This window comes from Nonomuraea angiospora (genome assembly GCF_014873145.1).
Taxonomy (GTDB): domain Bacteria; phylum Actinomycetota; class Actinomycetes; order Streptosporangiales; family Streptosporangiaceae; genus Nonomuraea; species Nonomuraea angiospora.
On sequence record NZ_JADBEK010000001.1, the window covers coordinates 9047739 to 9070644 of the forward strand.

Below are 22906 nucleotides of genomic sequence, written 5' to 3' on the forward strand. Positions count from 1 at the left end.
CCCCGGGGTGTGACCTAGCATCGGGTGCGTGGACGACCTTGGCGCGGAGGTGTTCGAGGGGCAGCGGGCGCGGCTGTTCGGGCTGGCGTACCGGCTGCTCGGCTCCGCAGCCGAGGCCGAGGACCTGGTGCAGGAGACCTACCTGCGCTGGAGCCGGGTCACCGGGCCGGTCGAGGTCCCGGCCGCCTGGCTGACCAGGGTGATCACCAACCTCTGCCTCAGCCGGCTCACGTCCGCGCGGCGGCAGCGGGAGAGCTACGCGGGCCCGTGGCTGCCCGAGCCGGTGCTCACCGCCGGCGGGGCGCTCGGGCCGCTGGAGACCGTCGAGCAGCGCGAGTCCGTGTCGATGGGCGTGCTCATCCTGCTGGAGCGGCTGACGCCGGTGGAGCGGGCGGTGTTCGTGCTGCGGGAGGCGTTCGGGCACAGCCACGCGGAGATCGCCGGCGTGCTCGGCATCGAGGAGGCGCACTCCCGCCAGCTCCACCGGCGGGCGCGGGCGCACGTGGGGGAGCCGCGCAAGCGCTTCGAGAGCGACCGGGAGCAGCACCGGCGCATCGTGCGGCGATTCCTGGAGGCCGCCACACGCGGGGACGTCGCCGCCCTGGAACGGCTGCTCGCCGACGACGTGATCGCCTGGACCGACGGGGGCGGCTCCGTGACCGCGGCCCGGCGCCCCGTATACGGGTTGGGGAAGGTGGCGCGCTACCTGGGAGGGTTTGTCACGCGGCCGGAGGCGGCCGGGGTGGTGGTCGAGTTCCTGGAGGTCAACGGGGAGCCCGCGGCGCTGATCCGCGGCCCCGGCGGCGACCTGCTGGCGATCATGACCATGGAGCTGGACGGCGACCACGTCGCCGCCGTCCGGACCACCGTCAACCCGGCCAAACTCGCCTTCGCCGGGGCACAGCTCGCCTGATCCGGGTGTGAGCACGATCACACGCCGGTCCTGTCACGGACGGGCGGGCTCGCCAGTTCAGGAACCATGACAGATCGCATCGTGGTACTGGGAGCCGGATACGCCGGACTGGGAGCGGCCAAGCGCGCCGCACGGCGGCTGCGGGGCGCCGGCGCCCGGGTGACGCTGGTCAACGCGGCCGACCGGTTCGTGGAGCGCATCCGGCTCCACCAGCTCGCCGCCGGGCAGCGGCTGCCCGACCTGCCGCTGGCCGGCCTGCTCGACGGCACCGGCATCGAGCTGGTGGTCGCCCGGGTGACCGGGATCGACCCGGGGTCGAGGACGGTACGCCTGGACGCGCCCCCGTACGAGCTCTCCTACGACGTGCTCGTCTACGCCCTCGGGAGCGCGGCGGAGCTGGACTCCGTGCCCGGGGTGCGCGAGCACGCGTACACGCTGGCCACCGCCGACGAGGCCGTCCGGCTGGGCGCCCGCCTCGCCGGGGCCGGTGAGGTGACCGTGATCGGCGGCGGGCTGACCGGGATCGAGGCCGCGACCGAGTTCGCCTTCACCCGCCCCGGGCTGCGCGTTTCGCTGGTGTCGGGCGGCCTGATCGGGAAGGGCCTGTCCGCGCGTGCCCGCCGCCACCTCCACCGGGCCTTCCGCCGCATGGGCATCGCCGTGCGCGAACGCACGCCGGTCGCCAAGATCGGCCCGAACGGCCTGCTGCTGGCGGACGGCGACGAACTGCCCGCCGAGACCGTGGTGTGGGCCGCCGGCTTCCGCGTCCCCGGCCTGGCCGCCGCGGCCGGGCTGGCCACGGACCGGCACGGGCGCATGCTCGTGGACCGGTCGCTGCGGTCGGTGTCGCATCCGGAGGTGTTCGGCATCGGCGACGCCGCCGCGGCGGACCGGAGCGGGCGCGCCACCCGGATGGCCTGCCAGACCGGCCTCCCCATGGGGATCTGCGCGGGCGACGCGGTGGCCGACCTGCTGGGCGGGCGGGAACCGCGACGGGCCAGATTCCGCTACGTCTGGCAGAACATCAGCCTGGGCCGGCACGACGGCGTCACCCAGTTCACCCGTCCCGACGACAGCCCGCTCGACGCCGTCCTCACCGGCCGGACCTCCGCCGCCTTCAAGGAGCGCATCGCCCGCGGCACCGTCTGGGCTATGCGCCACCCGGGCCCGTACCGGCCGTGACGGCCCACCGCTCGTGATCCCGCCAGGCCCCGTCGATGAGCTGGAAGTCCGGCGAATAGCCCTCTCGCCGGAAGCCGACCCGCTTGATGAGGTTGAGGGAGGGGGTGTTCGACGGCTGGATGTTGGCTTCGACGCGGTGCAGCCCCAGCTCGCCGAACGCGTACCGGACGAGCAGCCGCAGCCCCTCCGTCATGTAGCCGCGGCCGGTCGTGGACGAGTAGGCGCAGTAGCCCAGGGTGCCGTCCTGGCGGGTGCCCCGGATGATGTTGTTCAGGTTGGCCCGGCCGACGATCGCGCCGGTGTCGATCCGGCAGATCACGAAGCCCTCGTTCGCCGGGTCGTCGAAGCGCGCCAGGTAGCCGTCGAAGGCCTCGTCGGTGGTGATGGGGGCGCCGGGCATCCAGCGGGCGAGCAGGTCGGCGCTCTCCCTGTTCAGGGCCAGGAATTCCGTACGGTCGTGGTGGCCGATGCGGCGGATGCCGACGCGGCCGGCCTGGGCGAGATAGGTCACTTATCGATCTTGTCGCAGCGCCGGCCACGACGCGCACCGCCAGGACCGGCCGTCCCATTCGACCGGGAACGGCACCGCGTGCGGAAGCGGCGCCCCCCAGACCCGCTCACCCAGCCCGCGGCACAGCACGCTGAGCCCGGCGGTGAGACTACCCACATGCCCGACCAGCGCGACCGTCCCGCCCGGGTGGGCGGCCGTACGCGCCCGGACCGCCGGGTCGGCGGTGCCCTCCAGCCGCCCGATCCCGAACTCCACGAGCTCCTCCAGCGCCACCACCTCCCGCACACCCAGCGCGTGCGTGATGATCGCGGCGGTCTGCCGGGCCCGCACCGCCGTACTGGCGTAGATCCGGGTGAGGCCCGCTCCCCGCAGGCGCTCGGCCGCCTCCGCCGCCTGTGCCCGCCCCTTCGGGGTCAGTTCGGCCGGGGGCAGCGCCCCGGCCACCCCGGCGACGACGTTCTCCGACTCGGCGTGGCGCAGGCACAACACGCGGACCCCCATACGCCCGACCCTACGAGCCGGAGCCCCGGACGCGCTCAAGATCTCGAAGCAGGGCGTCGAGCGACTGCTCAGGGGCCTGTCCGGCGGTGTCGACGAGGACGCGTTCGCGCTCCCACGGCTCGTACTCGCGCTCGACGACCTCCTGCCAGTCAGGCGGCCGCAGGCCGGGGATGTCGATGGAGCGCGAGGTCACGCGGTGCCGATGCTCGGCGGGATCGGAGCAGACCACCTCCACCTCGGCCACCGCGACGCCCGCCCTGATCCCGGTCTCCCGCCAGGCGTCGCGGGTGACCGCCAGCGGATTGACCGACTCCGCGATCACCGTCAGCCCCTGGCGCAGGTGCTCCTCGGCCAGCGCGTAGCCGACGACGTATCCGGCGGGGCCGACGGGGTGGCGGGCCAGACCGGAGCGGACGATCGCCTGCTCGATGGTGTCGATCCGCACGTGCACCGCGCCGATGCGGGCGGCGAGGAGCCGGGAGAGCGTGGTCTTGCCTGTCGCGGGGAGGCCGCCGATGACGATGAGCACGCCCTCATGCTATGAACGCCCACCCCGGCGAGCGCGGAAAATGTCACCCACGTAGTACAGGCTGAACCCGTCCGCTCTCACGAAGGGATGTCGTTCGTGCCGATCCAGGTTGCCGGCCGCCGCCGTTCGGCTGCCTCACTCGCCAAGGCCTTCCCCGGCGCCGAGGTCATCGACGTGACCTCCAAAGCGGACGAGCCATGGGTGCGGCTGAGCCCGTTCTACCCGCACGGCGGCATCCCCGTGCCGCAGACCCCGGGCGTCACCAGCCAGACCGTCGAGGGGATCTGGCAGGCGCTCAAAGTCTTCGAGACCGCCGACGTCGACCCGGCCAGGCTCGCGATCAACACCATGACCGGCCTCAAACGCACCGTACGCAAACACGGGCCGGTGCGCGGCCACCGCGACGGCCTCCACGGGGACCGGCTGCTGACCTACCGGGCCGCGCGGCGCCGCATCTACCTTCCGGCCTACCGCTGGGTCCTGGAGCACAGGACCGGCGATCTCGTGGAGCGGCTGCGCCTGCTCGCCGCCGACCGCGAGGTCGTCCTCCTCGACTACACCACCAACGGCGACGTCGACGACCCCGCCACCCCGCTCTCCCACGCCGCGCTGATCTGCCTCCACCTCCAGGGGAAATGGCCCGAGGAAGACTGACCCGCTGGGTCACCATCAGGTTCCCCAGTCACTAAAAAGTGCGTTCTTCCATGTCAGGGCACACTCTCTTATGGTTTCTGAGTAACTACAAGAGACCACCGGCGTCCCGGTTCGCCGGACGTCCGGACAAGGAGGCAGGCAGCATGGCCATCACTCTCGTGAACCCCGACGGATTGCCCAAGATCGATGTCTACCGGCAGGTGTCGATCGCATCGGGGACGAAGCTCGTCTTCATCGCCGGACAGGTCGCCTGGGACGCCGACGGGGCCACGATCGGCGAAGGCGACCTCGCCGCGCAGGTCGAGCAGTGCTACCTCAACATCGCCACCGCCCTGGCCGAGGTGGGGGGCTCCTTCGACGACGTGGCGAAACTGAACGTCCACGTCGTCGACTGGACCCCCGACAAGATGCCCGCGCTCCTGGAGGGCATCTCCCGGGCGGCCGCGAAGCTGGGAGTCACTCCGACTCCACCGGCCACGCTGCTGGGCGTCGCGGCACTGGACATCCCGGACCATCTGGTCGAGATCGAGGCCACCGCGGTCATCGACTGAGCAGCTGCTCCGTCGCGTAAAAGGGGATGAACCTCTCCAGGGTGCGGTGCGAGGCTGGGCTCGTGAGCGACACGCAAACCGTGGTCCTGGTCGAGGGCGTCAGCGACAAGTCGGCCGTCGAAACGTTGGCCGAGCGCCATGGCCGGAACCTGGCGGCCGAAGGCGTCTCCCTGGTGGCGATGGGTGGCGCCACGAACATCGGGACGTATGTCGGCAAGTTCGGCCCTGCCGGTCGTGATCTCCGGCTGGCCGGTCTGGTTGACGTCGGGGAGGAAGGCGACTACCGGAGGAGCCTCGAGCGCGCGGGGCTCGGATCCAACCTCAGCAGAAGCGATCTGGAGGCGCTCGGATTCTTCGTGTGCGTCGCCGACCTGGAGGACGAGCTGATCCGCGCCCTCGGCACCGCCATGGTCGAGCAAGTCATCGACGCAGAGGGCGAGCTCGGCTCGTTCCGGTCACTTCAGAAGCAACCCGCGTGGCGCGGGCGGGCCACTCACGACCAGCTGCGCCGGTTCATGGGAGCGGGCAGTGGCCGCAAGATCCGCTATTCCAGCCGGCTCGTCGAGGCCCTTGATCTCGATCGCGTGCCGCGCCCGCTGGACATGCTGCTGGCCCACCTATGAGGCACGTCATCGCCGGGAGCGGGCGCCTGACACGCGAACGCTCCCCGCGGGCTCGTGGGCCCAGGGGGAGCGCTCGTGGTGCGCCTTGTTCAGTTTTCCGTCGGGCTCGGGGCCTTAAGGATTACCAGTCGCCGCCGCCGAAGTCTCCGCCGCCGAAGTCGCCTCCGCCACCGAAGTCGCCCCAGCCGCCGCCGTCTCCGCCGCCACCGCCGAAGTCACCGCCGCCACCGAAGTCGCCACCGCCGCCGTCAGCGTAGCCCTCGGCGTAGCCGGCGCCGTAGCCGCCGTAGCCGAAGCCGCCGCTGAGCATGCTGCCCATCATGGTGCCGATGAACATGCCGGTCATGATGTCGCCGAAGCCGCCGTAGTAGCCGTAGGCGTACGGCTGGTACGCGGGCCCCGCGTCGTAGTAGGGGCGGCGCTGGCCGTCGACCATGACCTCGCGCATCTGCGGGTCGAAGCCGCGCTCCACGGCCTCGGCGTCCATCTTGCAGGCGGGCACGTCGCGGACGGCGCCACCGGGCGGGGCCCAGCGGACGTCACGGGCGGACGGGCCGTGCTGCGGGTTGAAGAAGCAGGGGGCGCGCCGCTCGGGGACCGGGTCGTTGTGGACCTTGGCCTTCACCACGGCCAGCGCGTAGCGGCCGTCCTCGAGGGTCTGGGTGACCTCGCGGACCTGCTCGGCGCGCTGGACGTTGGCCAGCTGGGTCTTGGCCTTCTCGTAGGAGTCGAGCGCCTGCTGCCACTCCTCGATGTGCGCGCCGCCCTGGCCGGCGAGCGTCACGTCGGTGTCGAGGGCGGTGATCTCCTCGCCCAGCTTGGTGACGTCCTCGTCCACGGTCTGCTTGACGGCCGCCAGGTCCTTGGCCTCCTGGAGGGCCTTCTTCTTCTTGCGGTTGCTGGAGTAGAGGAAGTAGCCGCCACCGCCGACCACGACCAGGCCGCCCAGGGCGATCAGCGCGGCGGTGCCGCCGGCGCCGGGGTTGGCCTGGCTGCCGCTGTCGAGGGCGGAGCGCTTGCCTGCGACGGCGAGGTCGACGCGGTTGACGAAGTCCTTCATGCCGTCCGCGACGTTGCCGGAGTTGGCGTTCACCGCGAGGTTGGCCAGCCTGCCCGCGAGGCCCTGCTGGCGCAGAGCGCTCGAGGCCGCGAACAACGTCTGGCCGTCGAGCACGGCGAACGTGGCGCGGTTGCGGCCGGCCTTGGTGAGCTCGGCGTTGAGCGAGCTCATGTAGGGCGCAATCGTGGAGTTGTCCAGCGTGCCGTCGGGGAGTGCCACGGCGTAGATCTTGCTGTCGGCCCCCTTCAGCGCGTCACGGATCTCATTCTGCTGGTCCGACGACAGCGATGAACCGGACTCCACGAACAGCGGGTCCTTCTTGTCCTTCCAGTAGGACACCACCGACTGAGCATCAGGGGGTGCCGCCGCGTTGGCGGCAGGGGACAGCGCAAGCACGACGATGAGACCGGCGATCAGAGCCGCGATCGCGGCCCCTGCTCGGCGCAGCGAGTGGGTCATTGGCAGCAAGCCTCCTTCGCCCATGAGGACGAACGAGCGGTCGGCAAAGTTCCTCACTGTCGCACGTTACCTGTCCGCGAGCGCGCGGGCGCACACCGTGGCGAAGATGCCGGGATCTCCGTCAGGTGTCCTTGATCTCGCAGATCGCGGCGCCCGACGTGACCGTCTGCCCGACCGTGGCCGTGAGCCCCGTGATCGTGCCCGACTTGTGGGCGGCCAGCGGCTGCTCCATCTTCATGGCCTCCAGCACCACGACGGTGTCGCCCTCGTTCACCACGTCCCCGTCCGTGGCCACGACCTTGACGATCGTCCCCTGCATGGGGCTGACCAGCGCGTCGCCGCCCGCCGCCGACGCCTTCCTGGCGCCGGCGCCACCGCGCCGGGGCGCCTTGGCGGGCGCCGGCGCGGAGGCGCCGAGCCCGGCGGGCAGCACCACTTCAAGGCGCTTGCCTCCGACCTCGACCGTCACCGTCTCCCGAGCGGCGACGTCCGGGCCGGAGGCGACCTCGTCCTCGTACGGCGCGACCGTGTTCTCCCACTCCGTCTCGATCCACCGCGTGTGGACCGAGAACGGCGAGGAGGTGAACGCCGGATCGGCCACGACGGCCCGGTGGAAGGGCAGCACGGTGGGCATCCCCGAGATCTCGAACTCGGCCAGCGCCCGCCGCGACCGCTCCAGCGCCTCCTGCCGCGTCCGGCCCGTGACGATCAGCTTCGCCACCAGCGAGTCGAACGTCTGCGGCACCGTCATCCCCGCCTCGTAGCCGGCGTCGAGGCGCACCCCGGGCCCGGCGGGCGGGCGCAGGACGGTCAGCGTCCCGGGAGCGGGCAGGAAGTTGCGCCCGGCGTCCTCCGCGTTGATCCGGAACTCGATCGAGTGCCCGCGCGGCTCCGGGTCGCCGTACTCCAGCGCCTGCCCGTCGGCGATCCTGAACATCTCCCGCACCAGGTCGATCCCCGACACCTCCTCGGTGACCGGGTGCTCGACCTGCAGCCGGGTGTTCACCTCGAGGAACGAGATCGTCCCGTCCTGCCCCACGAGGAACTCGCACGTGCCGGCCCCGACGTAGCCCGCCTCCTTCAGGATGGCCTTGGAGCCGGCGTAGAGGATCTCGACCTGCTCCCGCGACAGGAACGGCGCCGGCGCCTCCTCCACCAGCTTCTGGTGGCGGCGCTGGAGCGAGCAGTCGCGCGTGCTGACCACGACCACGTTGCCGTGCGCGTCGGCCAGGCACTGCGTCTCGACGTGGCGCGGCCGGTCGAGGTAGCGCTCGACGAAGCACTCGCCCCGTCCGAACGCCGCGACGGCCTCGCGCACGGCCGACTCGTACAGCTCGGCGACCTCCTCCAGGTCGCGCGCCACCTTGATGCCGCGCCCGCCGCCGCCGTACGCGGCCTTGATCGCGATCGGCAGCCCGTGCTCCTCCGCGAACGCCACGACCTCGGCCGCCCCGGAGACGGGGTCCTGGGTGCCCGCGACCAGCGGCGCGCCGACCTGCTGGGCGATGTGCCTGGCCCGCACCTTGTCGCCGAGCGCGGCGATGGCCTGCGGCGGCGGCCCGATCCAGATCAGGCCCGCGTCGATGACGGCCTGCGCGAAGGCGGCGTTCTCGGCCAGGAAGCCGTATCCGGGATGCACGGCGTCGGCGCCGGAGCGCCGCGCGACGTCGAGCAGCTTGGCGATGTCGAGGTAGGTCTCCGCCGGGGACCGGCCACCCAGCGCGTACGCCTCGTCGGCGACCCTGGCGTGCAGGGCGTCGAGGTCCTGGTCGGCGTAGACGGCCACACTTCCGATCCCGGCGTCCTGGCACGCCCGGGCCACCCGTACCGCGATCTCGCCGCGATTGGCGATCAGCACCTTCCGCACCGACCTAAGTCCTTCCTGAGAGGTTCAGCGGCCCAGGTACGCGCCGCCGTTCACATGGAGCACCTGCCCGGTCACGTGCCTGGCTCCCGCGGAGGCCAGGAACAGAACGGTATCGGCGACGTCGGAGGGGGTGCCGGGGCGCCCGTTGCGGGTGTTCTCCACCCGTGCCCTGATGCCGTCGTCGGTCAGCCGGCCGCGGAAGAACTCGGTGTCCAGGACCAGGCCGGGGGAGACCACGTTCGCGGTGACGCGCCGGGGGCCGAGCTCGGCGGCCAGGTCGGCGGTCCAGGACTCCAGGGCGGCCTTGGCGGCGCCGTACGAGCCGGAGCCCGTGCCGCGCGCGGCGATGGAGCCGATCGAGACGATCCGGCCGCCCTCCCTCAGGCGCGGCGTCAGCGCGGTCGTGACGAGGACGGCGGACATGAGGTTGGCGTTGAGGTTGGCCCACCAGGCCTCGGCCACGTCCGTCAGCTCGCCGGGCTGCCTGCGGTCGAGGTTGGTGTTGCCGCCGGCGTTGTTGACCAGCACGTCCACGTGCGGCGGCAGGCCGTCGAGCGCCTCTTTCACGGCGACGGGGCTGGAGGCGTCGAACGCCACGTGCGCCGCCCCGAGCCGCGCCGCGGCCTCCTTCAGCACGTGCTCGCGGCGGCCGGTGATGGTCACGCGGTCGCCGAGCGAGACGAACGCGGCCGCGACGGCGTATCCGATGCCGGTGCCTCCGCCGGTCACCACAACCTCGCGCATGACCCGAGTGCTCCCCGAGACGTATCCGAACAATCCTCGGGAAGACCATAGCCGCTCGGTATAACTCAGGCGACGGTAGGTGGTCACACCTTAAGTTGAGGGCGCTTTCCCCCATGTTCCAGGAGGTATGCATGAGCCAGAGCATGTTCGGCGGCGACCTCGCCGAGATGCAGCAGATGGCCAGCCAGTTCACGCAGCAGGCTGAGGCGGTCCGCACCACGATGACCGCGCTCGACCGCGAGGCCGCCAAGGTCGGCACAGCGTGGACGGGGCCGGGCGCCAACCGTTTCCAACAGTCGTGGCAGAACTACCGCACGGCCTTCCAGCGCATGGCAGAAGAGCTCCAGGAGGCCTCGCGGGTCATCGGCACCTACCGCCAGAACATCGAGTCCGCGACGCAGTGAGCGACGGATCGGGGCCCTGGCAAGGGAGCCGGGGCTTCCTTCCGGTGAATCAGGGCTGATTTCGGCGGCCCGCGCCGCCGTCCGAAACCGGCAAGCTACGCTTTTTCCCCATGATTGGTCGCGCCTTGGTGGCGAGCGTGCTCGCCCTGCAGGTCCCGCTGGCGCCCGCGGCCGTGAGGGACGAGTGCCGGCCGCCCAGGGGCACCATGCAGGTGGGCGAGTCCTGGGCGCAGAAACGGCTCGACCCCAAACGCGTCTGGTCGCTGTCCACCGGCGCGGGCGTGAAAGTGGCCATCGTCGACAGCGGCGTCGACCTGCAGCATCCGCAGATCCGCCTGGCGGGCCGGGCCGACCTCACCGGCACCGGCTACCGCGACTGCGTCGGCCACGGGACCGCGGTGGCGGGCATCATCGGCGCCCAGTACATGCAGGGCGTGCTCTTCTACGGCATGGCGCCGGGCGCGCGGCTGCTGTCGTACAAGCAGACCGCCTCAGAGCGGAACGGCGACCCCGACCTGCTGGTCAAGGCCATCAAGGCGGCCGCGGACGAGGGCGCCAAGGTCATCAACGTGTCGGTGTCCACGAGCGACCTGCCCTCGCTGCGCGAGGTGGTGCAGTACGCGCTCGCCAAGGACGCGGTGATCGTGGCCGCGGCCGGCAACGTCACGAAGGAGGACGGCACCCCCGTACCGGCCTATCCGGCCGCCTATGACGGGGTGCTCGCGGTGGGCGCGGCGGGGCCGAACGGCATCCTGTCCAACTTCTCCAACGTCAAGACCCCCGTCGCCGTGCTCGGCCCCGGCCAGGGCGTCACCTCCACCTGGCCCGGCCGCTCCTATTTCAAGGACCTCAACGGCACCAGCTACGCCGCCCCCTACGTCGCCGGGGTGGCCGCGCTCGTCCGGGCCCGCTTCCCGAAGCTGGACCAGGCCCAGGTACGCCAGCGCATCATCGCCACCGCCGACGGCGCCACGGGCAGCGGCAAGGGCGCGGGCATGGTCAACCCGATGCTCGCGCTCAGCGCGATCCTCCCGTACGAGCCCGCGGACGCCCCCGTGGTCGCGCCCCCTCCGCCCAGCCCGCTCGCCGCGGACGCCGTGGCCAAGGTCCCGCCCGTGGACCATGACGCGATCAATCTGGCCCTGATCATCGCGGGATCGGCGCTCGGGCTGGCGCTGCTGCTGACGGCCGCCCGCGTCGTGATCCCGATGGGCCGCCGCAGGGGCTGGCGGCCCGGCCGTCCCGAGTGACTCGGGCTGCAAGGAAACAAAACGGTGAATTGTCGGGTACGGCCCGAAACTTCTGATGCTGAAGTGAAAGATCTGGTTCAATGTGACCAGATCATGCTTTGCCGTGAAAGGTTTAGTCATGCACGCTTTGCGCCCTGGTGATCCAGAGCGGATCGGCGATCTCAGCATTGTTGGCCGGCTGGGAGAGGGGCCGCGGGGCGAGGTCTTCCTTGGCCGTGAGTCCGAGGACGCCGCCATCGTCGCGGTGAAGCTGCTCCCGGCGGACCCGGACGCCGGCGCCGACGCGCCGGTCAAGCACCTGGCCGCCAAACAGGTCTCCAGCTCGTACGTGGCCAGGGTGCTGGACGCCGGAATGCACGAGGACCGCCCGTACGTCGTCAGAGAGCACGTCGAGGGCAAGAGCCTGGCCCAGGCGGTGGCCGAGGACGGGCCGCTGACCGGGGACGCGCTCGAACGGGTCGCGGTCGGGGTGCTGACCGCCCTGTCGGCCGTCCACCTCGCGGGCCGCTCGCACAAGTCGCTCACCCCCCACAACGTCATCCTCGGCCCCGAGGGCCCGCGGGTCACCGACGCCGGGATCGGCGAACCGGTGGGCGAGATCGCCTACCAGGCCCCCGAGCAGCTGCTCGGCCTGCAGTACGGCCCCTACGCCGACGTGTTCGCCTGGGCGGCGACCATCGCGTTCGCGGCCACGGGCAAGGCGCCGTTCGCCGACCGTGACGCGGTGCTGACCGGCGAGCCCGAGGTGGACATCGAGGCCGAGCCGGTGCGCAGGGTGGTGCTGGCGGCGCTGTCCAAGGAGGTCGGCAAGCGGCCGACCACGTACAGCGCGCTCATGCAGCTGCTCGGCGGCAACGCCAAGCCGCCCGCCGCCCCGCAGACCGCCATCGAGGGCGTGCCGATCCAGGGCATCCCGGTGCCCGGCGTGCCCGGCGTGCCCAGCCAGGGCGGCCCCGTGCCGCCGCAGGACACGCTGGTCGCCGGCCCGCCGACGCTGCAGGAGGGCCCGCCGCCCGTCCAGGGGCCGCCGTTCGTGCCCGGCCCCCCGATGCAGGGCCCCCCGATGCAGGGCCCCCCGATGCAGGGCCCCCCGATGCAGGGCCCCCCGATGCAGGGCCCGCCCATGCAGGGCCCGCCCATGCAGGGCCTGCCGGTGCCGCATCAGCACCAGTCCGAGGCGCCGATGTGGGGCCCGCCGGAGCCGGACCAGCAGCCGCAGCACATCAGGCTGGAGGCCGTGCCCTCCGGGGCCGCCGCCCGGCCGCGCCGCGGTTTCCCGCTGGGCCTGGTCGCCGGGGTCGCCGTGGTCGCGCTCATCTCGGTCCTGGGCCTGTGGGGCGCGAACAGGTACGTGAAGCTGCAGCAGGTCAACCCGGCCTCCATGGCGCAGGCCAACTCGGACGAGATCCCGGTGCCCGCCAGCGCCCCGGCGAGCCCCGGCACGCAGGGCACGGACCCCCTCGGCGGCGGCAGCGATCCGCAGCAGACGCAGCCCGAGGCCACGGTGCCCTGGGGCGCCACGGCCGCCCCGGACGACTCGGGCGTCGGCCCGCTGACGCTGCCCACCGAGTGGTCCTCGACCGCGCCCCAGGTGCCCCAGGTGCCCGAGCTGACCACCGCGCCCACCACCCCGGCCGCGATCCCGACCCAGCCGGTCCCGACGCAGCCGGTTCCCACCGCCACGCAGCCGGCCGCGAACAACACGGCCGAGTCGACGCCCACGCCGAGCAAGACGCGGCACGCGAAGCCGACGGCGACCGTCACGAAGACGGTGGACAGGACGCCCACCCCGACGCCGACGCCGACGCCCACGCCGACCGAGGAGCCGACGAAGGAGCCGACGAGGGAGCCGGAGCCCACCCCGACTCCGACGAAGACGACGGCCAAGCCGACTCCGACCAAGACCACGGCCAAGCCGACGCCGACGCCCACCAAGACGACGGCCAAGCCCACGCCCACGAAGACGACGGCCAAGCCGACTCCGACCCCGACCAGGACCACGAACCCGTACTCGCCCACCCAGGTGTGCGGCTCCGGCTTCTCGGTCCAGCGGTCCAGCCCGTTCGGGGGCGGGGTGACGTACCAGCTCTGGAACAACAGCACCGGCCAGAACTGCGTGGTCACCATCAAGACCACTGAGATCGGCAAGAAGACGCCGGTCAGCGCGACCCTGGAGGTCCAGGGCGGCGGCAGCCAGACGGACTCCGGCAGCTTCGAGTTCTACGCCGGCCCGGTCAAGCTGCCCGCCAGGGGCAAGTGCGTGCGCTACTCCGGCAGCGCCGGCGGCACCAGCACCAGCGCGGGCTGGGGCAGCTGCGGAGCCTGAGTACTTTTGACAACAAGATGGGCCCGGATCCAGACGGATCCGGGCCCATCTGCCGTTCAGTAGCCGACGTAGTCCAGGCCGCGCTTGGTGTTGACCACGCCGGGCACGTTCGACACCGAGCCGTAGCGCGAGATCGCGTACCGCACGCCGGCGATGATGTTGTCCACCGGGTCGTAGATGTTCTTGTGCCCGGCCAGCGCGTACGAGTTGAACGTCGGGTCGATGGTCTGCATGAGGCCCTTGGACGGCGTGCCGTTGGCCGCGTTGGAGTCCCAGTTGTTGATCGCGTTGGGATTCCCGCCGGACTCGTGCTGGATGATCATCCAGATGTCGCTGGCGTTCATCTTCGAGGCCGGCACGCCGTTCTTCTCCAGGATCGCGATGGCCTGCTCGATCCACTCCTTGACCTGGCCCGTCGGCGCGGGACCGCCTCCGGCGGGCGGGGGGCCGCTGGGGCCGTAGCCCCCGAAGCCGGACGGGCCGCCGCCGCCGGGCCCGTTCCCGCCGGCCCCTTGCAGGGTGGTGCGCGGCTGGTACTCGGGATCCGGCTGCCACTCGATCTTCCGCCCGGGCGCCGGAGTGAACTCCTGGGTGGAGACGTCCGGGATCGCGTGGAAAGTGAGCGTGCGGTCTTTCAGGAACCCGTCGATGTCCTTCTTGGCCTTGCTGACCGCCTTGTCCGCCGAGTCCACCCACGGCTGCGCTTCGGTCTTCGCCTGGTCGACCAGCTTCCGCAACCCGGGCTCCACGTCCGCCTCCTTGGCGTCGGGGTGCTCGCGGTAGTAGGCGGTCTTGTAGTTGGCGGCGCTGGTGGTCAGGTCCCGGCAGATGGAGCCGATCTCGGTGTGCGAGGTACGCAGGGCGGAGGCGGCGGCCTCGAGCGAGGACGCGGAGTTGGACAGCGCCAGCTTCAGGTCCTCGGCCGCGGTGCCGTACTTGCGCATGTAGGTGGCGAACTGGTCGGAGGAGTGGCCCTTCCAGGCGTCGTCCACCGTCTGGACCGCGGCCCCCAGCGCCCCGTCGAACTCGTTGATGTCGCCCGACACACTGCGCCAGGCGGCGGCGATCTTGTCGATGGCGCCGGGGTCGCCAGTCACCTTGTTCAGCATGGCGTCGAGCGCGTCGCCTCCGGGCAGGTGGGCGACGCTCATGAGGTCGCCCTGTGCGCCTTGCGGATGTTCTCCTCCACGTTGCTCAGACCCCGCTCGACCCCGCCGAGCTTCCTGCGGGCCTGGTCCATCTCGCCGATCACGGCGCTCCAGACGCCGTTCGCGGCGGTGGCCAGCGTGCCGGAGTCCTCCAGGTGGCCGAAGGCGGTGGCGGCGACGGGGGTGCGGTTGTTGTGCGGCTCGCCGCGGTCGTCGTAGGCGAGCCTGCCGGGGTTGCGGTCGTACAGCGTCTCCTCGTACTGGCCGGCGGCCTTGTGGATGGCCGTGCGGCACTTGTCGAGCGCCGAGAGGTGAATCTCCAGATCCGCCATCATTCTCCCCGTGTCTTGTCCGCGTCCAGGTATGCCGTCTGCGTCAGGCGCGCGCCGTATCGCCGGTCGACCAGGAAGCCGCGGCCCGGCGGCAACGTCTGAGGCCGTACGTTGCCGAACAGGTAGCCCTCGTCCTTGTTGCCGGACATGAGCAGCGCCGGCGTGGCCATGTCCTTCATGCGCTGGATGACCGGGTCGAACATGGCGCGGCCCGCGCCGCCCATCTGGCGGGCCAGCACGACGTGCAGGCCGATGTCGCGGGCCTGCGGCAGCAGGTCCACCAGCGGGTGCAGCGGGTTGGACGAGGTCGCGACCAGGTCGTAGTCGTCGACGACGATGTACAGGTCGGAGCCCTGCCACCAGCTGCGGTCGCGCAGCTGCTCGGGCGTCAGGTTGGCCGGGGGCAGGCGGCTCAGCAGGGCGCCCTTGGCGTCGTTGATCAGGTCGGCCGCGGCCGCGCTGGAGGCGGCGTAGCCGATGCGGTGCGGGGTCACCGCCGAGTCGAGCAGCGACCTGCGGTAGTCGATCACGATCATCATGGCTTCGCTCGGCTGCTTGCGCGCCACCAGCCCCTCGGAGATGAGCCGCAGCAGGTTCGACTTGCCGCTCTCGTTCTCGCCGAAGACCACGAAGTGCGGGTCGGCGTCGAAGTCGAGGGAGACCGGCGCCAGCGCCGCCTCGTCGATGCCGATCGGGATCCGCTCCCGGTCGTCCGGCAGCGCGGAGACGGACAGGACGGCGGGCAGCAGCCTGACCCGCGGCGCGGGCGTGCCCTGCCAGGAGTCCCGTACGGCCTGCACCAGCGAGCGCGCCCCGGCCGCCAGGTCCGAGGAGTTCTGCACCCCGTCGATCCTGGGCAGCGCCGTCAGGAAGTGGAACCCGTCCTTCGTCAGCCCCCGGCCCGGCGCCGCCTCCGGCACGGCCAGCGCCTTCTTCCTGCTGACCTCCGACTCGTAGGCGTCGCCGAGCTTGAGCTCGATCTTGGTGCCGAGCAGGTCGCGGATGCTCGGCCGGAACTCCGACCACTTGTTGGTCGCGGCGACGAGGTGGATGCCGTAGCCGAGCCCGCGCGCCGCGATGTCGGTGATGGTCGGCTCCAGCGACTCGAACTCCTGCCTGAGCGTCAGCCAGCCGTCCACGACCAGGAACACGTCGCCCCAGCCGTCGCCCTCGATCGAGCCCGCCTCGCACAGCTGCCGGTAGGAGGCCATCGACTCGATGCCGTGCTCGCCGAAGTCGCGCTCGCGCTGCTCCAGGATGGCGCCGATCTCGGCCACCGTCCGGCGTACCCGGTCGCCGTCGAGGCGGGTGGCCACGCCGCCGACGTGCGGGAGCCCTTCGAGCGAGGCGAGCGCGCCGCCGCCGAAGTCGAGGCAGTAGAACTGGACCTCGCGCGGCGTGTGCATGAGCGCCATGCTGGCCACGAGCGTGCGTACGACGGTGCTCTTGCCGCTCTGGGTGCCGCCCGCCACGCCGACGTGTCCGGCGGCGCCGGAGACGTCCAGCCAGAACGGGTCGCGGCGCTGCTCGAACGGCTTGTCGATGATGCCGATGACGGCGTGCAGCTTGCCCCGGCCCTGCCAGCCCGCGGTCGTCAGGCCGAACTCGGGGGTGACGGACAGCGGGGGCAGCAGGTGCGCCAGGGTGGGCGGCTCGGCCAGCGGCGGCAGCCAGATGCGGTGCGCCCCGGGGCCGTGCCCGGCCAGCCGGCCGACCACGACGTCGAGCAGGCTGCGCTGGTTGCCGCCCGCCGGCTCTTCCTCCTCCGGCTGCGGCCCCACCTGGACGGGCTTGGTGATCTCGGGCAGCGGCATGTAGGCGGGGCCGTACTCGACGACCTCGCGGATCGCCGCGGTGCCGTCGGCGGCGACCGCCTGCGCCGGGTCCTCGTGGTGGGCGCCGGAGACGTAGGCGGCCTTGAACCTGGTCATACCGGTCGTGTCGAACTTCAGGTAGCCGTTGCCGGGCGCCGACGGCAGCTCGTACGCGTCCGCCACGCCCAGCACGACCCGGCTCTCCATGGCGGAGAAGGTCCGCAGGCCGATCCGGTAGGACAGGTGGGTGTCCAGGCCGCGCAGCCGTCCCTCCTCCAGCCGCTGGGAGGCCAGCAGCAGGTGCACGCCGAGCGAGCGGCCCAGCCGGCCGATCATCACGAACAGGTCGATGAACTCGGGCTTGGCCGACAGCAGCTCGCTGAACTCGTCCAGCACGATGAACAGCGTCGGCATCGGCCGCAGGTCGGCGCCCTGCTCGCGGGCCCGCTCGTAGTCGCGCAGCGAGGCGTAGTTGCCCGCCGAGCGCAGCAGCTCCTGCCGGCGCACCATCTCGCCGTGCAGGGCGTCGTGCATGCGGTCGACCAGGGGGAGCTCGTCCTCCAGGTTGGTGATGACGGCGGAGACGTGCGAGAGCCCCTCCAGGCCGAGGAACGTCGCGCCACCCTTGAAGTCGACCAGGACGAAGTTGAGGATCTCGGAGGAGTGGGTGATCGCCAGGCCCAGCACGAGCGTGCGCAGCAGCTCCGACTTGCCGGAGCCGGTCGCGCCGATGACCAGGCCGTGCGGGCCCATGCCGCCCTGCGCGGACTCCTTGATGTCCAGCTCGACCACCCGGCCGTCGCCACCCATGCCAATGGGCACGCGCAGCCGGTTGCGGCCCGCCCTGGGCTGCCAGGTGACCGCGGGCGAGAGCCGGCCCGGGTCGCCCACGCCGAGCAGGTCGGTCAGCGTGGTGTTGGTGCCGAGCAGGTCCTGCGCCTCGCCCCCGGAGTTCGCCGAGGCCCGCAGCGGCGCGAGCTGCCTGGCCAGGCCCTCCGCGCGCGCGTAGTCCAGCTTGTCGGGGTCGCCCAGCCGGGTCGTGGACCGCTTGCCCGCGTGGTCGATCTTCACCATGTGGAACCCGTCGGGCTGGATCTCCAGCCGCAGCGTGCTGGCCTCCTCGACCGGCCCCGTCGACTCCGACAGGTCGATCACCGTGACGCCCTGGATGGCGTCGGTGCCGAGCTGGGAGTCGTGCGGCACGTGCCCGCCGTCCACGATCACCACGTGGTACGGCAGCGCGTCCGACGCCGTGCCCGGACGGAACCTGGCCCGCTCCTTCAGCTCGTCGCCCACGAGCTGGTCGAGCTGGGACAGGTTCTCACCCATCAGCCGCACCTGACCGGCCGCGTCCATCTCCTCGGGGTGCAGCGCGTGCGGCAGCCACTTGACCCAGTCCCAGTGGGGCATCCACTCCTTGCTCGCGCACACCAGGACCCGCATGTCGTCGGGGGAGTGGAAGGTGACGAGCTGGGCGATGATCGCCCGTACCAGGCCGCGTACGGCCCGCGGGTCCCCGCTGAGGTGGATCCGGGCGAAAGAGTTGAGCGCCACCGCCACGGGCAGCCCGGACACCGTGGAGTGGGCCCGTACGAACCTGCGCAGCGCGCCGGCCGTCAGCGCGTCGAGGTCCTCGACCGGCTTGGAGTCGGGCGGGATGAGCTGCACGGCCAGCTTCTGCACGCCGGTGCCGAGGCGTACCGTGCCGAAGTCGTCGTCTCGGGGCCTGCGCTCCCACAGGCGCGGCCCCATGGCCACCCACCAGAGCGCCTCGGGGGCGGGGCCGCTCCACTCCAGGGCCTCGCGCTGCTGGACGGCGGCCTTGCGGACCCTCTTGCGGATCTGGGAGAGGTAGCGGAAGTAGTCGCGGCGCAGGCCGTTGAGCCGGTTCTTGCGCTCGCCCGCGTTGCGGCCGAACTGGCCGACCGTCATGCCCAGCATCGAGACCGCGAACAGACCGCTGGCCACGTACATGATGGGGTTGGCGTTACCGCCCGCGGTGAACATCAGCCCCATGGCCGCCCCGCCTGCCAGCATGGGGACGTACATGAGGACGCCGGTCATCCCGGCGGGCTGCACCTCGGGGATCTCCGGCGGGGACTCCAGCAGGATCTCCCCACGCGGTGGCTGGGGGCTGGGGCGGCGTTCAGGGCGCCGGACAACAACAATGCTCACTGACGGGACAACCCTCCTGTCACCTGGAACACTTTCTTACCAGACGTGCCATCCCTATATGTTCGGCATGTCGGATTTAGTCAGTCAGACCTGGAGTGGCCGTGACCTCGCTCGCCCACCAGCCGATGCAGCCCATGCGGCCGATGCCGCCCGGGCCGCCCGGGCTGCCGCCGACGCATCCTGGCGCTCAGCCGCAGATGCGCGCGCCGGTGGCGCCGTTGTGCCACGTCACGATCGTGGCCCCGCGCCGCCGGGTCGATCTGGCGCTGCCTGCCGACATCCCGCTCCCGCACGTGCTGCCAGGCCTCCTGCGCGCCGTCGGCGAGGCAGGCGGCGACGCGGCCGGACCGCCCGGCTGGGTGCTCCAGCGGCTCGGGGGCGCGCCGTTCGACCTCGGGCAGACGCTCGCGTCCCTGGGCGTGCTGGACGGCGAACTGCTCTACCTGCGGCCGCGGGAGCTCACGCTGCCGCCCGCGCTCTTCGACGACGTGGCCGACGTGGTCGCCACGGGCGTCAAGGACAGCTCGGGCAAATGGGAGGCCCGCCACACCCGGGCCATGGGCGCGGGCGCCGCCGCCATCATGCTCGCGCTCGGCGCTCCCGCGCTGGTGCTGTCCGGGAGCGCGCCGCTGGGCGTGACCGTGGTCGCGGGCATGCTCGCGCTGCTGCTGGTCGGCGTCAGCGCGGCCCTGTCCAGGGCCGTCGGCGACTCCTCCGCGGGCGCGCTGATCGGCTACGCGGCGCTGCCGTACGCGTTCCTGGCCGGCCTGTACGGCCTGGTCAGCGGCTCCACCCTGAGTGGGCTCGGCGCCCCGCACCTGCTGGCCGCGCTGACCTGCACCGCGCTGGTGGCCACCATCGGCGGCACCGTGGTGGCCGACGGAGTCGCGGGTTTCCTCGGCACGGCCATCGCGACCGTGGCAGGGGCGCTGGCCTCCGCCGTGGTCATGGTGTTCGCTGTCCCCGCGGCGGGCGTGGCGGCGATGACGGTGACGATCCTGATCGCGTTCAGCCCGCTGATCCCGACGCTGTCGTTCAGGATCGCCAGGGTGCCGCTGCCGGCCCTGCCCACCAACGCCGAGGAGCTGCGGGCCGACAACCAGCGGCTGGACAGCGAGGGCGTCCTGGCCCGCACCGCCCAGGCCCGCCGCTACGCCACCGGCATGGTCGTCGGCATCGTGCTCACCGCCATCGGCGCGATGGTCTTCCTGGTCACCACGCCGACCTGGATGGCGGTCTCGATGACCGTCGTGCTCTCGCTGGTGCTGCTGCTGCGCGCCCGCGTCTTCCACGGCCTCGGCCAGCGGCTCTGGCTGCTGGGCACCGGCCTGGCCGGGCTGATCGCGGTGGGGATCGAGCTGAGCGCGGGCGCGGGCACGGTGGCCGCGGCGGCCGTCGTGATGGGCGTGCTCTGGCTGGCGATGCTGGTCGTCGGGCTCGGCCTGTGGCTGCCGTCCGGGCGGCTCTCGCCGTTCTGGGGGCGCGCGGGCGAGATCGTGGACGTCATCCTGCTGATCGCGCTCTTCCCACTGGCGCTCGGCGTCCTCGACGTCTACACCTGGATCCGCGGCCTGGCGGGCTGACCTCGTTGGCGGGCTGACCGCCTCGGGCCGCCCCTTGGACCGCCTCTGACCGCCTCGGGCCGCCTCTGACCGCCTCGGGCCGCCTCGGGCCGCCTCGGGCCGCCTTGGGCCGCCTTGGGCCGCCTTGGGCCGCCTTGGGCCGCCTTGGACATCCGCCGAAGCGGCCCGGCCCCGGCGGGCCGCTTCGGCGGGTCAGACGTCGCGGGGGTCCTGCTCGCCGAGCCGCCGGAGCCGGTCGTTCCGTTCGGCCGTCTCCGCGCCGAACATGTCCTGGAACTCGGCGAACTGCCGCTGGATCTCCTCCAGCCCGATGATCTGCGACTGCGGCACGGCCAGCAGCTCCTGGGCCTGGCGCCCCTGGTCCTCCTGGGCCTGGCGCACCGCCTGGACGACCTCTTCCGCCAGGGTCCTGACGTCCAGGCGCAGCACGCGCGGCGAGAAGACCACGCTCTGGAGCCGGCCGTCGGCGTCCACGACCGCGGTGGTCAGGCCGCTGCGGCTCTCTCCCTTGCCGGTGATCAGCTGCAGCTCGGCGGCGGCCGCGGCCAGGCGCGTGAGCTCGCGCTCGTTGTCCCGCAGGAGTTTGTCCACGTCGTCGTCGGTGTAGTCCATGACACGCCACGCCATCGGCGCCGGGTTAACTGGAGGCGATCACTAGCTGGCGAGCCGCTGAATCGATCATGAAGATAGCGGCAAGTGTGCCACTTAGTAGCGATATGTGGACAAGAATGCCGATTTGTGGGGCAACAACAGGGTAAATCGGGGCAAGAGATCTACGTCACCTCCTCCACCATCGCGCACACGCGAAAGCGCGTCGACGAGGAGCTGCATCCGAATGTGGAGTTCATCCACGGGCTCATGTCGTACACGGCCGTGGGGGGACTCGGGTTCGGCGCGATCGGCGGTGTGATGATCGGCGGCGCGTACGAGGAGTTCCGCCGCTGGGCGGACACCACGTTCACCGAGATGGAAGACGCCGTGCAGAGCTGGTCGGACGCCCTGGAGCGGGCCAGGCGCAACTGGCGCGCGGCCGAGGAGGCCAGCATCGTGAGGTATCGCGGCTGATGGGCACGCCAGACCCCTGGGGCGGCGCCCCGGACCCCTGGGCGCACACCCAGACCCCGCCGGCCACCCAGGCGCCTCCTGGCAATCCGTACGCCACGCCGGCGCAGCCGGCCGCCGCCGCCACGCCGCCGCCGCCGGCCGCCCCGGACCCGTGGGCGCACACCCGGCCTCCGGCGCCGGCCCAGCCGGCCCCCGCCAATCCCTACTCCAACCCGTACGCCTCCCCGAATCCCTACTCCACGACGCCCACCAGCCCGCGTCCGTACCAGCCGCAGCCCAGGCCCGTTCCCGGCAACCCCTACGCCTACCCTCCGGCGAACCAGCCCGTAACCCACACCCCTCAGAGCTACGCCTCCAACGGCGCCTCGCGCGCGAACCTGGGCGCGGGGAGGTTCGGCCCGGCTCCGGAGATGAACGCGGCCCGCCCGGCCCTGCCGTCGCTGGGGGAGAAGGCGCTCAGCGCGCTGAAGAGGGCGGGCAGGCTCGCCCTGGGGCTGTCTCCCGCCATCGCCATCTGCGGCGGGATGCTCGCCAACGAGCCGGGCATGGCCCAGGCGGTCAGCGTCTGGCAGAGCGGCATGGCCCAGCGGCTCGACGGCGGGATGAAGAACCTGCTCCCGCAGCTGCGCGACACGGCCAAGGACGGCTGGATCGCGATGGACCGCGACGAGTTCGACCGGGTGCTGTGGACCTTCCAGCGCGAGTCGGAAGTGCTGCGCAACGTCCTGAACACCGGCGGCAGCTCGCTCGACGAGGTCGCGGCGGCGTACCGGAGCTTCTGGACCTGGGTCCTGCGCACGTCGGCCGCCGCGCTCGGCCTGCTCCTCGCCGCCAAGGCGCTGCAGCGGGTGCCGCAGAGCTCGGTGTGGGGCGTGCTGATGGAGAAATACATCACGGCCGAGGTCAACATCGCCACGCTCTTCCTGGCCACCTCGCTGGCCAGCACCCTGAAGGAGGGCGGCGAGGTGCTGTCGACCATGGTGAAGCGGAACCACCAGTGGAACTACATCACGCCGGCCGGCGCGGCCGCGGTCGACTTCAGGTCGATCGAGATCGACGCCAAGAAGTACCCCTCCTTCGCGGAGCCCGCCAAGAAGAACGGGCTGCCCCCGCGCTACCAGGACTTCGACTGGATCGAGCCGAAACGGGAGATCTCCCAGCCCTGATGGATAGGGTGGGGAGAAAAGCGGCTTCTGCGTCTTGTGGGGTATGAGG

Annotated in this window: 21 protein-coding genes; 11 read left to right on the forward strand and 10 right to left on the reverse strand. The window is 71.9% G+C overall.

Annotated elements, in window-relative coordinates; genetic code table 11:
• Positions 1 to 28 precede the first annotated feature (28 nt).
• Positions 29 to 913 carry an RNA polymerase sigma factor SigJ gene (sigJ, locus tag H4W80_RS41755; protein ID WP_318787298.1) on the forward strand — a complete coding sequence of 295 codons (885 nt, stop codon included), beginning with the start codon at positions 29 to 31 and terminating at the stop codon, positions 911 to 913.
• 66 nt (positions 914 to 979) lie between these two features.
• A complete protein-coding gene (locus H4W80_RS41760) occupies positions 980 to 2095 on the forward strand; it encodes an NAD(P)/FAD-dependent oxidoreductase (RefSeq protein ID WP_192790099.1) in 1116 nt (371 codons plus the stop codon).
• On the opposite strand, the gene H4W80_RS41765 is transcribed toward H4W80_RS41760, so the two are convergent.
• Genes H4W80_RS41765 through H4W80_RS41775 form a run of 3 tightly spaced genes read right to left on the reverse strand, consistent with a single transcriptional unit; the run spans position 2064 to position 3636 of the window.
• Entirely contained in the window at positions 2064 to 2606 is a 543-nt protein-coding gene (locus H4W80_RS41765; RefSeq protein ID WP_192790100.1) for a GNAT family N-acetyltransferase, read from the reverse strand. The two genes, H4W80_RS41760 and H4W80_RS41765, sit on opposite strands and share 32 nt — an antisense overlap.
• Positions 2607 to 3107: a phosphoglycerate mutase family protein gene (locus tag H4W80_RS41770; RefSeq protein WP_225963941.1), complete on the reverse strand. Its 501-nt coding sequence runs from the start codon at positions 3105 to 3107 to the stop codon at positions 2607 to 2609.
• A 10-nt stretch (positions 3108 to 3117) separates the two neighbouring features.
• Entirely contained in the window at positions 3118 to 3636 is a 519-nt protein-coding gene (locus H4W80_RS41775; protein WP_192790101.1) for a P-loop nucleotide/nucleoside kinase family protein, read from the reverse strand.
• 96 nt (positions 3637 to 3732) lie between these two features.
• On the opposite strand from H4W80_RS41775, the gene H4W80_RS41780 reads away from it, so the two are divergent.
• The 3 genes from H4W80_RS41780 to H4W80_RS41790 all read left to right on the forward strand — a co-directional run bounded on the left by H4W80_RS41780 (position 3733) and on the right by H4W80_RS41790 (position 5464).
• Positions 3733 to 4290 (forward strand): DUF6939 family protein, encoded by a 558-nt coding sequence (locus H4W80_RS41780; RefSeq protein WP_192790102.1) that lies wholly within the window; start codon positions 3733 to 3735, stop codon positions 4288 to 4290.
• 143 nt (positions 4291 to 4433) lie between these two features.
• On the forward strand, positions 4434 to 4841 hold the full coding sequence (locus H4W80_RS41785; RefSeq protein WP_192790103.1) for a RidA family protein: 408 nt from the start codon (positions 4434 to 4436) through the stop codon (positions 4839 to 4841).
• A gap of 62 nt (positions 4842 to 4903) precedes the next feature.
• Entirely contained in the window at positions 4904 to 5464 is a 561-nt protein-coding gene (locus H4W80_RS41790) for a TOPRIM nucleotidyl transferase/hydrolase domain-containing protein (RefSeq protein ID WP_192790104.1), read from the forward strand.
• Between the two features lie 121 nt (positions 5465 to 5585).
• Here the strand turns inward: H4W80_RS41790 and H4W80_RS41795 are convergent, their stop codons facing one another.
• The 3 genes from H4W80_RS41795 to H4W80_RS41805 form a co-directional block, all read right to left on the reverse strand.
• A complete protein-coding gene (locus H4W80_RS41795) occupies positions 5586 to 6983 on the reverse strand; it encodes a hypothetical protein (protein WP_225963942.1) in 1398 nt (465 codons plus the stop codon).
• Between the two features lie 121 nt (positions 6984 to 7104).
• Positions 7105 to 8850, reverse strand: a complete 1746-nt coding sequence (locus H4W80_RS41800) for an acetyl/propionyl/methylcrotonyl-CoA carboxylase subunit alpha (RefSeq protein WP_192790105.1) — start codon at positions 8848 to 8850, stop codon at positions 7105 to 7107.
• Positions 8851 to 8874: 24 nt separating this feature from the next.
• The gene (locus tag H4W80_RS41805) at positions 8875 to 9594 is read right to left on the reverse strand and encodes an SDR family NAD(P)-dependent oxidoreductase (protein WP_192790106.1); all 720 of its coding nucleotides are present in this window, start codon (positions 9592 to 9594) and stop codon (positions 8875 to 8877) included.
• A gap of 131 nt (positions 9595 to 9725) precedes the next feature.
• On the opposite strand from H4W80_RS41805, the gene H4W80_RS41810 reads away from it, so the two are divergent.
• The 3 genes from H4W80_RS41810 (at position 9726) to H4W80_RS41820 (ending at position 13574) form a co-directional block, all read left to right on the forward strand.
• On the forward strand, positions 9726 to 9998 hold the full coding sequence (locus tag H4W80_RS41810) for a WXG100 family type VII secretion target (RefSeq protein ID WP_192790107.1): 273 nt from the start codon (positions 9726 to 9728) through the stop codon (positions 9996 to 9998).
• Positions 9999 to 10108: 110 nt separating this feature from the next.
• Positions 10109 to 11248: a S8 family serine peptidase gene (locus H4W80_RS41815; protein WP_192790108.1), complete on the forward strand. Its 1140-nt coding sequence runs from the start codon at positions 10109 to 10111 to the stop codon at positions 11246 to 11248.
• Positions 11249 to 11366: 118 nt separating this feature from the next.
• A complete protein-coding gene (locus tag H4W80_RS41820) occupies positions 11367 to 13574 on the forward strand; it encodes a protein kinase domain-containing protein (RefSeq protein WP_192790109.1) in 2208 nt (735 codons plus the stop codon).
• 56 nt (positions 13575 to 13630) lie between these two features.
• Here H4W80_RS41820 and H4W80_RS41825 read toward each other — a convergent pair whose 3' ends face one another.
• The 3 genes from H4W80_RS41825 to eccCa are packed head-to-tail and all read right to left on the reverse strand — an operon-like array spanning position 13631 to position 19043.
• Positions 13631 to 14725: a transglycosylase SLT domain-containing protein gene (locus H4W80_RS41825; protein ID WP_192790110.1), complete on the reverse strand. Its 1095-nt coding sequence runs from the start codon at positions 14723 to 14725 to the stop codon at positions 13631 to 13633.
• Complete coding sequence (locus H4W80_RS41830; RefSeq protein ID WP_192790111.1) at positions 14722 to 15057, reverse strand: hypothetical protein; 336 nt, start codon at positions 15055 to 15057, stop codon at positions 14722 to 14724. Before H4W80_RS41830 ends, H4W80_RS41825 begins: the two co-directional genes overlap by 4 nt.
• A complete protein-coding gene (eccCa, locus tag H4W80_RS41835; protein ID WP_192790112.1) occupies positions 15054 to 19043 on the reverse strand; it encodes a type VII secretion protein EccCa in 3990 nt (1329 codons plus the stop codon). Before eccCa ends, H4W80_RS41830 begins: the two co-directional genes overlap by 4 nt.
• A gap of 101 nt (positions 19044 to 19144) precedes the next feature.
• On the opposite strand from eccCa, the gene eccD reads away from it, so the two are divergent.
• Positions 19145 to 20626, forward strand: a complete 1482-nt coding sequence (gene eccD, locus H4W80_RS41840) for a type VII secretion integral membrane protein EccD (RefSeq protein WP_318787299.1) — start codon at positions 19145 to 19147, stop codon at positions 20624 to 20626.
• Between the two features lie 192 nt (positions 20627 to 20818).
• Here the strand turns inward: eccD and H4W80_RS41845 are convergent, their stop codons facing one another.
• Complete coding sequence (locus H4W80_RS41845) at positions 20819 to 21253, reverse strand: YbaB/EbfC family nucleoid-associated protein (RefSeq protein ID WP_192790113.1); 435 nt, start codon at positions 21251 to 21253, stop codon at positions 20819 to 20821.
• 111 nt (positions 21254 to 21364) lie between these two features.
• Between H4W80_RS41845 and H4W80_RS41850 the strand changes: the two genes are divergently transcribed.
• Positions 21365 to 21691 carry a hypothetical protein gene (locus tag H4W80_RS41850; RefSeq protein ID WP_192790114.1) on the forward strand — a complete coding sequence of 109 codons (327 nt, stop codon included), beginning with the start codon at positions 21365 to 21367 and terminating at the stop codon, positions 21689 to 21691.
• Positions 21691 to 22857, forward strand: a complete 1167-nt coding sequence (locus tag H4W80_RS41855; protein WP_192790115.1) for a hypothetical protein — start codon at positions 21691 to 21693, stop codon at positions 22855 to 22857. The genes H4W80_RS41850 and H4W80_RS41855 overlap by 1 nt, the downstream gene beginning before the upstream one ends.
• The last annotated feature ends 49 nt before the right edge of the window (positions 22858 to 22906 follow it).

What these genes read in the sequence shown, in the direction of transcription:
- H4W80_RS41795 (WP_225963942.1), bottom strand. Translation starts at nt 6,983, where the DNA reads ATGACCCACTCGCTGCGCCGAGCAGGGGCCGCGATCGCGGCTCTGATC.
- H4W80_RS41820 (WP_192790109.1), top strand. Translation starts at nt 11,367, where the DNA reads ATGCACGCTTTGCGCCCTGGTGATCCAGAGCGGATCGGCGATCTCAGC.
- H4W80_RS41805 (WP_192790106.1), bottom strand. Translation starts at nt 9,594, where the DNA reads ATGCGCGAGGTTGTGGTGACCGGCGGAGGCACCGGCATCGGATACGCC.
- H4W80_RS41770 (WP_225963941.1), bottom strand. Translation starts at nt 3,107, where the DNA reads ATGGGGGTCCGCGTGTTGTGCCTGCGCCACGCCGAGTCGGAGAACGTC.
- H4W80_RS41810 (WP_192790107.1), top strand. Translation starts at nt 9,726, where the DNA reads ATGAGCCAGAGCATGTTCGGCGGCGACCTCGCCGAGATGCAGCAGATG.
- H4W80_RS41825 (WP_192790110.1), bottom strand. Translation starts at nt 14,725, where the DNA reads ATGAGCGTCGCCCACCTGCCCGGAGGCGACGCGCTCGACGCCATGCTG.
- H4W80_RS41785 (WP_192790103.1), top strand. Translation starts at nt 4,434, where the DNA reads ATGGCCATCACTCTCGTGAACCCCGACGGATTGCCCAAGATCGATGTC.
- H4W80_RS41815 (WP_192790108.1), top strand. Translation starts at nt 10,109, where the DNA reads ATGATTGGTCGCGCCTTGGTGGCGAGCGTGCTCGCCCTGCAGGTCCCG.
- H4W80_RS41845 (WP_192790113.1), bottom strand. Translation starts at nt 21,253, where the DNA reads ATGGCGTGGCGTGTCATGGACTACACCGACGACGACGTGGACAAACTC.
- H4W80_RS41830 (WP_192790111.1), bottom strand. Translation starts at nt 15,057, where the DNA reads ATGATGGCGGATCTGGAGATTCACCTCTCGGCGCTCGACAAGTGCCGC.
- H4W80_RS41760 (WP_192790099.1), top strand. Translation starts at nt 980, where the DNA reads ATGACAGATCGCATCGTGGTACTGGGAGCCGGATACGCCGGACTGGGA.
- H4W80_RS41855 (WP_192790115.1), top strand. Translation starts at nt 21,691, where the DNA reads ATGGGCACGCCAGACCCCTGGGGCGGCGCCCCGGACCCCTGGGCGCAC.